This is a genomic window from Stenotrophomonas sp. 80084_Sma, assembly GCF_056481995.1.
This window is the reverse complement of the sequence record NZ_CM151177.1, coordinates 1,640,463-1,653,560: the sequence shown is the minus strand read 5'-3', so window position 1 is coordinate 1,653,560 and position 13,098 is coordinate 1,640,463. Positions and strand designations below refer to the sequence as shown.

At 67.0% G+C, this 13,098-nt stretch carries 11 protein-coding genes; 9 read left to right on the top strand and 2 right to left on the bottom strand.

Annotation, left to right across the window (positions count from 1 at the left end; translation table 11 throughout):
• Window positions 1–85 precede the first annotated feature (85 nt).
• The gene (locus ACZK3W_RS07710; protein ID WP_004151683.1) at window positions 86–547 is read left to right on the top strand and encodes a bacteriohemerythrin; all 462 of its coding nucleotides are present in this window, start codon (window positions 86–88) and stop codon (window positions 545–547) included.
• Here ACZK3W_RS07710 and ACZK3W_RS07705 read toward each other — a convergent pair.
• Window positions 528–1,829 (bottom strand): MFS transporter, encoded by a 1,302-nt coding sequence (locus ACZK3W_RS07705; protein ID WP_478450620.1) that lies wholly within the window; start codon window positions 1,827–1,829, stop codon window positions 528–530. The two genes, ACZK3W_RS07710 and ACZK3W_RS07705, sit on opposite strands and share 20 nt — an antisense overlap.
• Before the next feature lie 147 nt (window positions 1,830–1,976).
• Between ACZK3W_RS07705 and ACZK3W_RS07700 the strand changes: the two genes are divergently transcribed.
• Window positions 1,977–2,618: a hypothetical protein gene (locus ACZK3W_RS07700; RefSeq protein WP_125893489.1), complete on the top strand. Its 642-nt coding sequence runs from the start codon at window positions 1,977–1,979 to the stop codon at window positions 2,616–2,618.
• A gap of 153 nt (window positions 2,619–2,771) precedes the next feature.
• Here ACZK3W_RS07700 and ACZK3W_RS07695 read toward each other — a convergent pair whose 3' ends face one another.
• A complete protein-coding gene (locus ACZK3W_RS07695; RefSeq protein WP_293798857.1) occupies window positions 2,772–4,268 on the bottom strand; it encodes an aldehyde dehydrogenase in 1,497 nt (498 codons plus the stop codon).
• 104 nt (window positions 4,269–4,372) lie between these two features.
• Here ACZK3W_RS07695 and aptA point away from each other — a divergent pair, with 104 nt between their 5' ends.
• The 7 genes from aptA to ACZK3W_RS07660 all read left to right on the top strand — a co-directional run bounded on the left by aptA (window position 4,373) and on the right by ACZK3W_RS07660 (window position 12,971).
• Window positions 4,373–5,725 (top strand): omega-aminotransferase AptA, encoded by a 1,353-nt coding sequence (gene aptA / locus ACZK3W_RS07690; protein ID WP_478450619.1) that lies wholly within the window; start codon window positions 4,373–4,375, stop codon window positions 5,723–5,725.
• A 63-nt stretch (window positions 5,726–5,788) separates the two neighbouring features.
• A complete protein-coding gene (locus ACZK3W_RS07685) occupies window positions 5,789–6,667 on the top strand; it encodes a plasmid replication/partition related protein (RefSeq protein ID WP_032127886.1) in 879 nt (292 codons plus the stop codon).
• Window positions 6,668–6,785: 118 nt separating this feature from the next.
• Window positions 6,786–8,072, top strand: coding sequence for a DUF445 domain-containing protein (locus ACZK3W_RS07680; RefSeq protein ID WP_125893483.1), 1,287 nt, complete (start codon window positions 6,786–6,788; stop codon window positions 8,070–8,072).
• A gap of 291 nt (window positions 8,073–8,363) precedes the next feature.
• Entirely contained in the window at window positions 8,364–10,589 is a 2,226-nt protein-coding gene (locus tag ACZK3W_RS07675; RefSeq protein ID WP_125893481.1) for a TonB-dependent siderophore receptor, read from the top strand.
• A 107-nt stretch (window positions 10,590–10,696) separates the two neighbouring features.
• Window positions 10,697–11,011 carry a DUF3649 domain-containing protein gene (locus tag ACZK3W_RS07670; RefSeq protein ID WP_125893479.1) on the top strand — a complete coding sequence of 105 codons (315 nt, stop codon included), beginning with the start codon at window positions 10,697–10,699 and terminating at the stop codon, window positions 11,009–11,011.
• Window positions 11,008–12,645: a PepSY-associated TM helix domain-containing protein gene (locus ACZK3W_RS07665; RefSeq protein WP_071228416.1), complete on the top strand. Its 1,638-nt coding sequence runs from the start codon at window positions 11,008–11,010 to the stop codon at window positions 12,643–12,645. The genes ACZK3W_RS07670 and ACZK3W_RS07665 overlap by 4 nt, the downstream gene beginning before the upstream one ends.
• Window positions 12,642–12,971 (top strand): DUF3325 domain-containing protein, encoded by a 330-nt coding sequence (locus tag ACZK3W_RS07660; protein ID WP_032127891.1) that lies wholly within the window; start codon window positions 12,642–12,644, stop codon window positions 12,969–12,971. The genes ACZK3W_RS07665 and ACZK3W_RS07660 overlap by 4 nt, the downstream gene beginning before the upstream one ends.
• Window positions 12,972–13,098 lie beyond the last annotated feature (127 nt).

The window sequence follows — 13,098 nt, the reverse complement described above, 5'->3', positions numbered from 1 at the left end:
CCGGCCCGCTTTGATCCAGATCAACGCCGCACCCGCGCGGCGGCTCTACAGTCGGCCCCGACATACGCACGAAGGGGAGCCGGGGATGGCACTACTGGTCTGGCAGGACGATCTGAACATCGGCATCGATGTGATCGACCAACAACACCGCCGCATCATCGAGATGCTCAACCACCTGCACGTGGCCCAGGCCAGCATGCAGCGTGCGGCGGTGGGTGAAGTGATCGACGAGGTCGTGGACTACACCATGTCGCACTTCGCATTTGAAGAAGAGTTGATGGAAGAAGCGGGCTACCCGTTCTGTGCCGCGCACAAGCGCGTGCATGAGGTCTTCATCAAGCGGGTATCGGAATACCGCATGCGCTTCCAGGCCGGCGAGGACATCAGCGACGAACTGCGCACCATGCTCTCACGCTGGCTGTTCAATCACATACGCGGTGATGACCAGGCCTATGCCGAACAGGTCAAGGCGCACCTGAACCAGTTCGCCCGCGAGCACCAAGGGGGCGGTTGGCTGGGGCGTACGCTCAAGCGCTTCTTTGGTTGAGCCTCAGGGCGCGCCGGTGCAATGCCACCAGCGCGCACAGGGTCGCCACCGCAGTCAGGCACAGGTAGTAACCCACCGCGACCAGGCCGAAGCGTTCGGCCAGCCAGGTGGCCAGGTACGGCGCCGGTGCCGCGCCAAGGATGCCGGCCAGGTTGAAAGACAGCGACGCGCCGGTATAGCGCACCTCCACCGGGTAGATCTCGGCCAGGAAGGTGCCGCAGGGGCCGTAGGTCAGGCCCATCAGGAACAGGCCCAGGCACAGGAAGCCAGTGACCAGCCACGGGCTGTGCGGCTGGAACAGCGGCGCGAACAGCACACCGAAACCGACGATCAGTACGCTGGCGACGATCATCGTGCGTCGCGTGCCCCAACGGTCGCCATAGCGCGCCGACAGCGGGATACCCAGCGCGAAGAACAGCATGCCGGCCATCTGCATCAGCAGGAACTGCTCGCGGCTGTAGCCCAGCACCGCGGTGCCATGGCCGAGACTGAACACCGTCATCAGGTAGAACAGCACGAAGGTGGCGAACGCGCCCAGGGTGCCCAGCAGCATCGGCACCGGATGGTCACGCAGTACCGTCCACATCGGCAGCCGCACCGGCGCCTTGCGCTCCAGCGCATTCTTGAAATCGGGCGTCTCGTGGATGTTCAGGCGCACCCACAGGCCAAGGCCGACCAGCAGTGCGCTGGCCACGAACGGGATACGCCAGCCCCACTGCAGGAAGTCATCCTGGCTCAGGCAGCGGCCGAGCACCAGGAAAATGCCGGCCGACAGCAGGAAGCCGAGCGGCGCACCCAGCTGCGGGAACATGCCGTACCAGGCACGTTTGCCCGGCGGTGCGTTCTCGGTGGCCAGCAGCACTGCCCCACCCCACTCGCCGCCCAGCCCCAGGCCCTGGCCAAAGCGGCACAGCGCCAGCAACGCGGGGGCCCACAAGCCAATCTGCGCGTGGGTCGGCAGCAAACCGATCAGCACCGTGGACAGGCCCATGGTCAGCAGCGCGGCCACCAGCGTGGCCTTGCGGCCGATACGGTCACCGAAGTGGCCGAACACTGCCGAGCCCACCGGACGCGCGATGAACGCGACCGCGAACGTTGCCAGTGACTGCAGCAGCGCCGCCTGCTCACTACTGTCCGGAAAGAACAGGTGCGGGAACACCAGCACGGCGGCCGTGGCGTAGATATAGAAATCGAAGAATTCGATGGTGGTGCCGATCAGGCTGGCCAGCAGGACTCGACTGGGGGAATTCACGGACGGCGCGGCAGCGGTGATCGTCGACATCGGCAACACGGGTAACGGCGGATCGCCCGATTCTGCCACGGGCCGGTGGCCGCACGGGGCGATGGTTTCAGCCGACACCGATGCCAACGGAATTTTTCGGGCCACCCGCTAGGCTGCGCCACCGGTCCCTGCATGGATGCTTTGCCGATGACTGCAGTCGCGCTGTCGTGGTCCGATTCGCCGAAGCTGCCGCGCATGGCGGCATGGCTGGTGGTGCTGCTGGTGCATGGATTGATGGCAGTGTGGCTGCTGGGCAGCGGCAGGATCATGCTGCGCAGTAACGACGACGCAAGGATCTCGCTGCGCTGGCTGCCGCCGGAACCGCCGACGCTGGCGCCTCAACAGCCTACCCTGCGCTCCGCACAGGTGACGCGTCCGGCCGCTTCGGCGATGCCACGTCCTGCCCCGGCTGCCCAGACAGATTCCACCCTACCAGCCGCAGAGGAAACGGCCGTTGCGGCGCCGCTGATCCTGGGCCTCCCGGCGGGCAGCATCGACGGTGGCGACGGCATCAGCGCTGCGGGTGTCGCTCCGCGCCTTATTGGTCGCCGCGAGATACACCCGGCATTCGCGCCGCGCCGCAATTACTTCCGGATCCGCCGGCAGATGACGCCGGAGCAGATCGTGCATGGCGTAGCGCAACTGCTGGGTTTGTGGCCACCGGGGTACATTGTCGACCCCTGCGAGCTGGGCAAGCAGGACATGGAGTATTTCCAGAACGCCGTCGAAGAAGCCGACCGCGACATGCTGCGTGCGGCAGTGCTGCAGGTGAGTACCCGCTGCCGGTAGCTCGACAGCTGTCTGCCTTCTGTAGAGTCGAGCCATGCTCGACTGCTCTTCGCGAGAAGCAGCCGAGCATGGCTCGGCTCTACCGAAGAACGAAAAGTAGTCGAGCAAGGCTCGACTCTACAAAGAGCGAACAGCGGTCAAGCAGCCACGTCGTTACAACTGGATCCAGGTGGCCTTGATCTCGCTGTACTTATCGAAGGCGTGCAGCGATTTGTCCCGGCCGTTGCCGGACTGCTTGTAACCACCAAACGGTGCGGTCATGTCGCCGCCATCCCAGCCGTTCACCCATACGCTGCCGGCGCGCAGCTGGCGCGCAACCCGATGCGCGCGGCCCAGATCGCGTGTCCAGAGACCGGCGGCCAGTCCGTAGCGGCTGTCGTTGGCCAGGCGCACCGCTTCGGCCTCGTCGTCAAAGCCAAGCACCGCCAGCACCGGCCCGAACACTTCCTCGCGTGCCAAGGCCTGCTCCGGGCGCACCTGGTCGAACACCGTGGGCTGCACATAGCTGCCACCCGCCTCCACCTCGGCACGATGCCCCCCCAGCAGCAGGCGGGCACCTTCAGCTTCGGCGCGTGCGATATCCCGCATCACCTTGTCCAGATGCGCGGCGTCCACCAGCGCGCCCATCGGCGCGTCGGCGTCCAGCGGATGCTGCGGCTGCATGTGCTGGCCATAAGCAACCACCTGGTGCACGAAATCCTCACGGATCGAGCGCTGCACCAGCAAGCGCGACCCGGCGGTACAGACTTCGCCCTGGTTGAAGAAGATGCCCTGCGCCACGGCCTTGGCCGCCGCGTCCAGATCGGGAGCGTCGGCGAACACCACGTGCGGGCTCTTGCCGCCGCATTCCAGCCAGACCCGCTTGAGGTTGGATCGCCCGGAATACTCAAGCAACTTCGCGCCGGTGGCAGTGGAACCGGTGAACGCCAACACATCCACGTCCATGTGCAGGGCCAGCGGTTCGCCAACGCGCGCGCCATGGCCCGGCAGCACGTTCAGCACGCCCTCCGGCAGGCCCGCCTCGGCGGCCAGCGCCGCCAGCCGCAGCGCACTCAGCGGCGACCGCTCCGAAGGCTTGAGCACCACCGAGTTGCCCATCGCCAGCGCCGGTGCGATCTTCCAACAGGCCATCAGCAACGGGAAATTCCACGGCACGATGGCCGCCACCACGCCAGCGGCTTCGCGGGTGACCAGTCCGAGTTCGTGCGGGCCAGTCGGCGCGATCTCGCCATACAGCTTGTCCACCGCTTCGGCGGTCCAGGTCAGGCACCTCACCACACCGGGCAGGTCGATACGGCGTGCGTCACGAACCGGCTTGCCCATGTCCAGGGTTTCCAGCAGCGCCAGTTCATCGACGTGCGCTTCCACCAGCGCGGCCAGCGCCAGCAACACGCGCTTGCGATGCGCCGGGCTCGCCTGCGACCAGTGGCCCGCCTCGAAGCTGCGCCGCGCGGCCAGTACCGCGCGTTCGACATCCTGCGCGTCGCAGTCGGCAACCGCGCCCAGCACGCGACCATCGATCGGGCTGATGCAGTCGAAGCGGGCGCCGCTGGCGGCATCGACATATCGGCCATCGATGAAGGCCTGGCCCGGCATCGAGAGCTGAAGGGACAGCGCCTGCCAGTGGCTGCGGTTGGGGAAATCGGCCATGGGAAGCTCCAGCGGTCAACGAGCTTTGGTTATACCGGGACCGCCGCGACTCCACCGTGACGCGGCTGCGCTACATTCGTCGCATCGGACCCGATGGAGCTGGCATGAAGCGTCCCGAAAGCGACCTGCACGACCTGGCCACCCAGCGCCCCGAGTCACTGGACGCGTACTGGATGCCGTTCACCGCCAACCGCCAGTACAAGGCCGCGCCGCGCATGCTGGTACGCGCCGAAGGCATGCACTACGAGGACGTCGACGGCCGCCAGATCCTCGACGGCACTGCCGGCCTGTGGTGCTGCAACGCCGGCCACGCCCGCCCACGCATCGTCGACGCCATCGTCGAGCAGGCACGTACCCTCGACTACTCGCCGGCCTTCCAGATGGGCTCGCCGCCGGCCTTCGCGCTGGCGCAGCGGCTGGCCGCACTGGCGCCTGCCCCGCTCAACCATGTGTTCTTCACCAGCTCCGGCTCCGAGGCGGTGGATACCGCGATGAAGATCGCGCTGGCCTATCACCGCCAGCGTGGCGAGGGCCAGCGCACCCGCTTCATCAGCCGCGAGAAGGCTTACCACGGGGTCGGTTTCGGCGGCATGGCGCTGGGTGGGCTGCCCAACAACCGCAGGGCGTTCGGCCTGCAGCTGGGCGGCGTGGACTACCTGCGGCATACCCTGGACCTGCCGCGCAATGCGTTCAGCAAGGGCCTGCCACGCCAGGGCGCGGAGCTGGCCGACGACCTGGAACGGCTGATCGCGCTGCACGATGCCTCGACCATCGCGGCGGTGTTCGTCGAGCCCATTGCCGGTTCGGCCGGGGTGATCCTGCCCGCGCCCGGCTACCTCCAGCGCCTGCGCGAGCTGTGCGACCACCACGGCATCCTGCTGGTGTTCGACGAGGTCATCACCGGTTTCGGCCGGGTCGGCATGCCCTTCGCCGCGCAGCGCTTCGGGGTCACCCCGGACCTGCTGACCTTCGCCAAGGCGGTCAGCAACGGCGCGGTACCGCTGGGTGGCGTGCTGGCCAGCGACGCCGTGCATGCAACCCTGCTGCAGGCACCGCCGCAGGCCATCGAGCTGTTCCATGGCTATACCCATTCCGGCCATCCGCTGGCCTGCGCCGCAGCGCTGGCCACGCTGGAGGTCTATGCCGAGGAGCGCCTGTTCGAGCGTGCCATCGAACTGGGCGAATATTGGCAGGAACGGCTGCACGCGCTGCAGGGCCTGCCCAACGTGATCGACATCCGCAACTTCGGGCTGGTCGGCGCGGTCGAGCTGGCGCCGCGCCGCGATGCCCCCGGCAGCCGTGGCTACGAGGTGTTCCGGCGCTGCTTCCAGGACGGCCGGCTGCTGGTGCGCTGTACCGGCGACATCATCGCGCTGTCGCCACCTCTGATCGTGGACAAGGCACAGATCGACCAGATCACCGGCACCCTGGGCGAGATGATCAGGGCCACCGCCTGAGCCCGGGCCGGCGGTGGCGAGCGGGTACAATGGGCGGTTCCGCTCCTGCTCGCTGCCGTGCCCATGGATATCGTCGTCAAAGAAGAACTCAAGGCCTACATCGACCCGCTGACCGCGGACGAACATGACGCGCTGGAGCGCAGCATCCTGGCCGAAGGCTGCCGCGATGCGCTGGTGCTGTGGGGTGATGTGCTGGTCGATGGCCACAACCGTTTCGGCATCTGCCAGAAGCATGGCCTGCCCTTCAATACCGTGCAGAACACCCGCTTCCAGAGCATGGAAGACGTGCACCTGTGGATGATCGAGCAGCACCTGGGCCGCCGCAGCGTGTCCGACTTCCAGCGCGGCGTGCTGGCGCTGCGCAAGCGCGACATCCTGGCCGCCCGCAAGCAGATCGAGCAGGCGCAGCTGCAGCGCGAGAGCGACGGCACCGCCGAAGCCATCGAGGACGCGGGTGAGGACAGCCCGCCGTGGGAACCGGCACCGAAGATCAGCCGCGCCGAGCTGGCCCGCGAGGCCAAGCTGAGCACCAGCCAGGTCGGCATGATCGAACGCATCCACGCCCAGGCCGCGGCCGAGGTGGTGGAAGCGGTGAAGGCCGGCGTGATCTCGATCAGCGCTGCTGCTGCCGTGGCCGACCTGCCGGAAGACGAGCAGCGCGCCGCTGCCGCCGGTGGCAAGGATGAGCTGAAGCAGGCCGCCAAGCGCGTGCGCGAGTCCAAGCGCAAGCCGCGTGCACCGAAGCCGGAAGCAGCCGAGATGGACTTCGAGGAAGCGGACGAAGAGCAGATCGCCAGCCGCGACGCCGAGGTGCTGTCGGCACTGGAGCAGCTGGGCGAGGATGCCCCGGCGCTGCGCCGCCGCGTGGTCGCGCTGACCCGCGAGAACGACACCCTGCGCGCGCAGCTGGCTGCGTTGCGCAAGCAGCTCGAAGCGCTCTGAACCAACGGGTAGTGCCGGCCGCGGGCCGGCAACCCCATGAACGTTCCGGGTGCGTTGCGCATGCCGGCCAGCGGCCGGCACTACCAGATGCTCATGCCCTGCCGGTTAGACTTCCGGCATGACGTCTGCCAACGATCCGCGCCGCGCACAGCTGCGGCGCCTGAAAGCCCTCGCGCTGGGCCTGCTGCTGTTGATGCTCGCCGGTTTCGCGGTCAGCCACTGGCAGGGCGAGCGCGGCATCTGGGCCTGGGTCTCGGCCTTCTGCGAAGCAGCGGCCGTAGGCGCACTGGCCGACTGGTTCGCGGTCGTCGCGCTGTTCCGGCGGCCGATGGGCCTGCCGATCCCGCATACGGCAATCATCCCACGCAGCAAGGAACGCATCGGCGACAGCCTGGCCCTGTTCGTGCGCGACCAGTTCCTTGAACCACAGGTCCTCTTGGCAAAGCTGCAGGTATTCGACCCGGCCAGCCGTCTCGGCAGTTGGCTGGCCGACCCTGCACGTTCGCGGATGCTGGCCGACATGGCCCGCGGCTGGGCCCTGCAGGCACTGGACTTCTTCGACGAAACCGCGGTGCGTCGGCAGCTGCACGCCTTCGTGGTGCAGCAGCTGCGGCAGTGGAATGCCGCCGCCACCGCCGGTGAGCTGCTGGCCCTGCTGACCGCCGATGGGCGCCACCAGCGCGTGCTGGACGAGGGCCTGCAGCGCTTGGGACGCTGGCTGGAGCAGCCGGAAGTGAAGGAGCGCGCCTCGCAGCTGATCGTGCGTTACATCCAGCGCGAGTGGCCGACGCTGTCGAGCACGGTGAACTGGGTCAAGCCGATCGACGAGATCGGCGACAGCCTGGCCGAGCGACTGGCGCGGGCGGTGCTGGAAGAACTGCAGCAGGTGCTGGCCGAGCCGCAGCATCCGCTGCGCCAGGACTACGAGAGCTGGCTGCAGAACTACGTGCAGCGCCTGCGCGAGGACCCGGCCCTGGCCGAGCGCATCGAACAGCTCAAACAGGAAATGATCGATCACCCCGCCCTGCAGGAGTACGTGCAGGGGCTGTGGGCGCGCATCCATGCCAGCCTGCGTGCCGACCTGCAGCGTGAGGATTCGGCGCTAGTCGGGCACCTGCAGCGCAGCCTCGCGTCACTGGGCAGCAGCCTGCAGGCCGACCCGGCCCTGCGCGACGCGCTGAACCAGCATCTTCTGGAGGGCGCCCAGCGCCTCACCGGCCGCCTGCGCGAAGGCGTGACCATGCATATCGCGCAGACCGTGAAGAGCTGGGACGAACGGCATCTGGTCGAACAGCTGGAACTGAGCGTGGGCCGCGACCTGCAGTTCATCCGCTTCAACGGCACCCTGGTGGGCGGCCTGATCGGCCTGCTGCTGCACGCCGCGACGTTGGTGTTCAGGTTCTAGGACCCCATCCGGCAGTCGATCCACGCTCTGCGTGGAGACGGAATTCGTCACGCTTGATTAACGAAATGCGAATGCCTATCATTTGCCGATCGGTTGTACGCTTAGCCAAGCGGGGCACGGAAGCACGCACCTACCCGCCCCTTCGCCCGTGTACATCCCCCGACTAACGGGTCGCCCGCACCAAGCGGGTGGCGCACCGTCGATGGGACTCGCTGGGCGACGTGCGCGAAGCGCATGGCTGCTGTGTCTGCGCATTCCATCGCCTGTTTCGTCCTGCATGGAATCGCACCGATGGCAATGCCGTTGAACCACCCTCATCCCACTCTGCTGGCCCTGGCCGTGACCGCACTGATGATCGCCCCGCTGGCCCATGCCGACGGCACTGCCGATCCTTCCGCGCGCACGCTGGATACGGTCCAGGTCACCGCTGACGGCGATATCGTCGACAGCTATACGGTCAAGCGTGCCAGCACGGCCACCAAGCTCGGCCTGTCGCTGCGCCAGACACCGCAGTCGATGACCGTGGTCACCCGCCAGCGCCTGGACGACATGGGCCTGTTCTCGCTGTCCGATGTGATGGGCCAGGTCACCGGCGTGGCGGTATCGGTTACCGACAGTGAGCGCATCAACTACGTCTCGCGCGGCTACAACATCACCAATTTCCAGGTCGATGGGATGCTCAACACCTTCGGTGGGTACATCAAGACCAACACCGACAGCGTGATCTATGACCGCATCGAAGTGGTGCGCGGCGCAACCGGCCTGACCACCGGTGCCGGCGATCCCTCGGGCACCATCAACTTCGTGCGCAAGCGTCCTACCGACAGCTTCCAGATGAGCGCCAACCTGACCCTCGGGCGTTGGGGCAACCAGCGCCTGGAGGCCGACCTCGGTGGCCCGGTTGCGCTCGACGGCCGCATCCGCGCGCGCGTGGTGGCGGCCAAACAACAGAGTGACTCGTTCCGCGATGTCTACAAACTGGACAAGGACGTGTTCTACGGCATCGTCCAGGCCGACATCACCGACACGACCCTGCTCGAGGCCGGCTACGAATACCAGTCGCCGCGCACCACGGGCGTGACCTGGGGCGTGGTGCCGTACTGGGGGTCCGATGGCCAGCCCGCCAACCTGCCGCGCTCGACCAACCTGTCCGCCCGCTGGAGCAGTTGGCCGATCATCGAAAAGAGCGCATTCGCACGCCTTGAGCAGCAGTTGGGCAACGGCTGGACCGCGAAGGCCGCCTATACCCGCTCCAAGCGCGAAACCGACGGTGCGGTGTGGTATGGGGCCTCCGGCTACCCGAATGCCGATGGCAGCGGCATCAGCGCCTTCGTCGGCAGCTTCGGCGAGAACGGCGACATGCAGGTGTTCGACTTCAACGTTGGCGGTCCGTTCCGGCTGTTCGGCCGGGAACACGAGCTGGTGCTCGGTTTCGGCCAATCGGTGCGCAAGGGTGACGTGCCTGCCACCGACACCGCTGCCTACCCGGACAGCTACACCCGTGTACCCGATTGGCACCGCTGGAACGGAGACGTCGCGCCGCTGCAGGTTACGCGCCTGGGCTATCTGGCTTCTGAAGACGAACTGCGCCAGCGCGCGGCCTATCTGGCGACGCGCCTGCAGCTGGCCGATCCGTTGACCGCGGTGCTTGGCGCGCGATACGGCAGCTGGGAAACGCGTACCTGGAACTACACCCATGACGCCGCCGGTCGCCTGACCGATACGCGTCGCGGCGGCTACAAGCCGGACGACTCGCTCACTCCGTATGCCGGCTTCATCTACGACTTCAACCGCTACTTCAGCGGCTACGTCAGCTACACCGACATCTTCCAGCCGCAGAACTACCGTGACCGGGACAACAACTACCTCGAACCGGTGGTCGGTGACATGTGGGAGGCCGGCGTCAAGGCCGAGTTCTTCGACGGTCTGCTGAATGCTTCCGCGGCCGTGTTCAAGGGCCAGAAGGACAACGTTGCCGAGCTTGATGACTCGGTGCCGGAAAACTCGCTGCCGGGTGGGGTCAGTGCCTACCGCTCCACCGGCAAGGGCAACAAGGTCAAGGGCTGGGAGATCGAAGCACAAGGCAGCCTTGGTGAGAACTGGAACCTGGCGGCCGGCTTCACCCACACCGTCAGCCGCAATGCGCAGGGCGTGCGCCAGAACACCGTCGTCCCGGTCGATCTGTTCCGCCTCAACGCCAGCTGGCGACCGGGCGGTGCTGAAGGCCGCTTCTGGCTGGGCGGTGGCGCCACCTGGCAGAGCGGAATCTGGAGCCTGAGCAACAAGCCGCGTGCGGATTTCCTGACCAGCGGCAAGCGCGACCGCGTGGCAATCGAACAGGGCGACATCTACCTGCTCAACCTGTCGGCGGGCTATCGCTTCAACGAGAACTTCACCGCGCAGGTAAACGTGAACAACCTGCTGGACAAGAAGTATTACAACCGCGTCGGTTTCTATGACGGCGTGTTCTGGGGCGAACCGCGCAATGTGACGATGACACTGCGCTGGAAGCTCTGACCCTCGATGGATGGCACCGGTTCTGCGACCGGTGCCCGGCCACGGATGGCCAACCCCGGCGCGCTGCGGTGCGCCGGTTCCTTTTCACTGAAACCTGCAGGAACGCCGTGGACCGCTCGCCCGCAACCGCCAGCCCCCGCACCTTCTTCTCCAACCCGCGCTGGGGCGTGCTGTCACGCTCGCTGGCGGCGATCTTCGGCGGCTACACGCTGGCTTCTGTGACCAGCGTATTCTGCGCGGTGGCGCTGCCCGGCGCACGTGGCCAGACCGTGCTGACCGGCATGCTGCTGGCCATTCTGGTGGCCGCCTGCGCGGCGCTGTGGGCGTTCGCCACCCGCAGTGCGCTGCGTGCGTGGGTCGGCATCCTCGCCCCCACCCTGCTGATGGCAGTCATCGCGCGCATGCTGGGGGCCTGGGCATGAAGAACGGATTCCGCCAGTCGATGGCCTGGCTGCACACCTGGACCGGCCTGCTGGTCGGCTGGCTGCTGTTGCTGATTTTCATGGCCGGCACGGCCAGCTACTACCGCGAGGAAATCAGCCGCTGGATGCGCCCGGAACTGCCCTCCAGCAACGTCAGCATCGATGTGGCCGCGCAGCGTGCCGTGGACTACCTGCAGGCCAACGCCGCGCAGGCCGAGAACTGGTTCGTCACCCTGCCACAACCGCGCAACCCCGCCATGCAGATGTTCTGGCGGCTGCCGCCGGAGCTGGCCGACCCCAGCCGTGGCCGTCGAGGGGGCTTCGGCGACGCAACACTGGACCCGAACACCGGGCAGGCACTGAAGGCCCGCGAGACTCGCGGCGGTGATTTCTTCTACCGCCTGCATTTCGACCTGCACTACATCCCGGTGCTGTGGGCGCGCTATCTGGTCGGCTTCTGTGCGATGTTCATGCTGGTGGCAATCATCACCGGCGTCATCACCCACAAGAAAATCTTCAAGGACTTCTTCACCTTCCGCAAGGACAAGGGCCTGCGGTCCTGGCTCGATTTCCACAACGTCAGCGCGGTGATGGCCCTGCCCTACCACGCGATGATCACCTACACCGGCATCGTCACCCTGATGATCATGTACCTGCCGTGGGGCGTGAAGGTGGCCTACCCGCAGGACGAGGATGCCTTCTACAGCGAGGCCTTCGGTGGCATGCCGGAGGTGACTGCACCTGCCGAAGGCCGCGCCACCCCGCTGCCGATCGCGCAGCTGCTGGACAGCGCGCGTGCACACTGGCACGGCGTGGAAGTGGCCGGCTTCACCGTGTCCAACCCGGGCGCGGCCAATGCGGTGATCGACATCCGCCAGCGCGACGGCAAGCGCCTGTCCACCGACACCCCGGCCGTGCGCTACGACATGGTCAACGGCACGCTGCTGGAAGAAACACCGCCTTCCGGTGGCGCCACCGCCACCCGCGGCGTGCTGTACGGCCTGCACCTGGCGCGCTTCGCCGACTGGGGCCTGCGCGCACTGTTCTTCCTGTCCGGCCTGGTCGGCTGCCTGATGGTGGCCAGCGGCGTGGTGCTGTGGGCGGTGAAGGAACGGCCCAAGCACGCCAAGAGTGGCCGCACAGGCTTCGGCTTGCGCCTGGTCGATGCGTTGAACATCGGTACCGTGGCCGGCCTGCCGATCGCCTTTGCAGCGTACTTCTGGGGCAACCGCCTGCTGCCGCTGGACATCGCCGAACGCTCCAGCGCCGAGGCCAACGTGTTCTTCTACGCCTGGGGCGCGGCACTGCTGGCCGCCTTCATCTGGCCGAAGCGGATGATGTGGGCCTGGCAGCTGTACCTGGGCGCAGCCGCGTTCGCGCTGGTGCCGGTGGTCAATGCGCTGACCACGCATGCGCATCTGGGCAACACCCTGCGCAACGGGGACTGGGTGCTGGCTGGCTTTGATCTGTCGATGATCGCGTTCGGCGCGATGCTGGCGCTGTGCGGCTGGCGCATGCAGCGCTGGACACCACCGCTGAGCGCGGCCGAGAAGAAGAAGCGTGCAGCGGCGGCGGCGGCGCCCAAGGCCCCGGTGGACGCTGCAGAAACCGCCGAAGCGGAGGCCAGCGCATGATGCTGCTCGCGTTGACCCTGTCGTTCTCTGCGTTCACCGCGCTGTCGCTGGCGATGGAGAAGCACCAGCACGACCTGCACGGCAAGGCTGCAGCCACCCCGGCACGGCGCACCCAGTGGCGGGTGCTGGGTTGGGCCCTGCTGACGATAGCGTTCGCACTGTGCGTGGTCGACCACGGCTGGGCGATGGGCCCGGTGCTGTGGCTGGGCGTGATGACCGTGGGCGGCGTGGTGCTGTCGTTCGGGTTGTACCCGTACCGGCCGAAATGGATCGCGCCGCTGGCGATCGCGCTGCCCGTGGCCGGGCTGCTGGTGGCGTTGCTGTAACCGCCATCCACGCATGGCGTGGATCTACTGAACAGCCCTCCACGCATGGCGTGGATGTACCGGCCAGATATGGGGAGTGCCGGCCGCTGGCCGGCATCCCATGAACCCTCTGCGGATCTGACACCGT

What these genes read in the sequence shown, in the direction of transcription:
- ACZK3W_RS07695 (WP_293798857.1), bottom strand. Translation starts at nt 4,268, where the DNA reads ATGGCCGATTTCCCCAACCGCAGCCACTGGCAGGCGCTGTCCCTTCAG.
- ACZK3W_RS07660 (WP_032127891.1), top strand. Translation starts at nt 12,642, where the DNA reads ATGATGCTGCTCGCGTTGACCCTGTCGTTCTCTGCGTTCACCGCGCTG.
- ACZK3W_RS07710 (WP_004151683.1), top strand. Translation starts at nt 86, where the DNA reads ATGGCACTACTGGTCTGGCAGGACGATCTGAACATCGGCATCGATGTG.
- ACZK3W_RS07680 (WP_125893483.1), top strand. Translation starts at nt 6,786, where the DNA reads ATGACGTCTGCCAACGATCCGCGCCGCGCACAGCTGCGGCGCCTGAAA.
- ACZK3W_RS07705 (WP_478450620.1), bottom strand. Translation starts at nt 1,829, where the DNA reads ATGTCGACGATCACCGCTGCCGCGCCGTCCGTGAATTCCCCCAGTCGA.
- ACZK3W_RS07700 (WP_125893489.1), top strand. Translation starts at nt 1,977, where the DNA reads ATGACTGCAGTCGCGCTGTCGTGGTCCGATTCGCCGAAGCTGCCGCGC.
- ACZK3W_RS07675 (WP_125893481.1), top strand. Translation starts at nt 8,364, where the DNA reads ATGGCAATGCCGTTGAACCACCCTCATCCCACTCTGCTGGCCCTGGCC.
- ACZK3W_RS07685 (WP_032127886.1), top strand. Translation starts at nt 5,789, where the DNA reads ATGGATATCGTCGTCAAAGAAGAACTCAAGGCCTACATCGACCCGCTG.
- ACZK3W_RS07665 (WP_071228416.1), top strand. Translation starts at nt 11,008, where the DNA reads ATGAAGAACGGATTCCGCCAGTCGATGGCCTGGCTGCACACCTGGACC.
- aptA (WP_478450619.1), top strand. Translation starts at nt 4,373, where the DNA reads ATGAAGCGTCCCGAAAGCGACCTGCACGACCTGGCCACCCAGCGCCCC.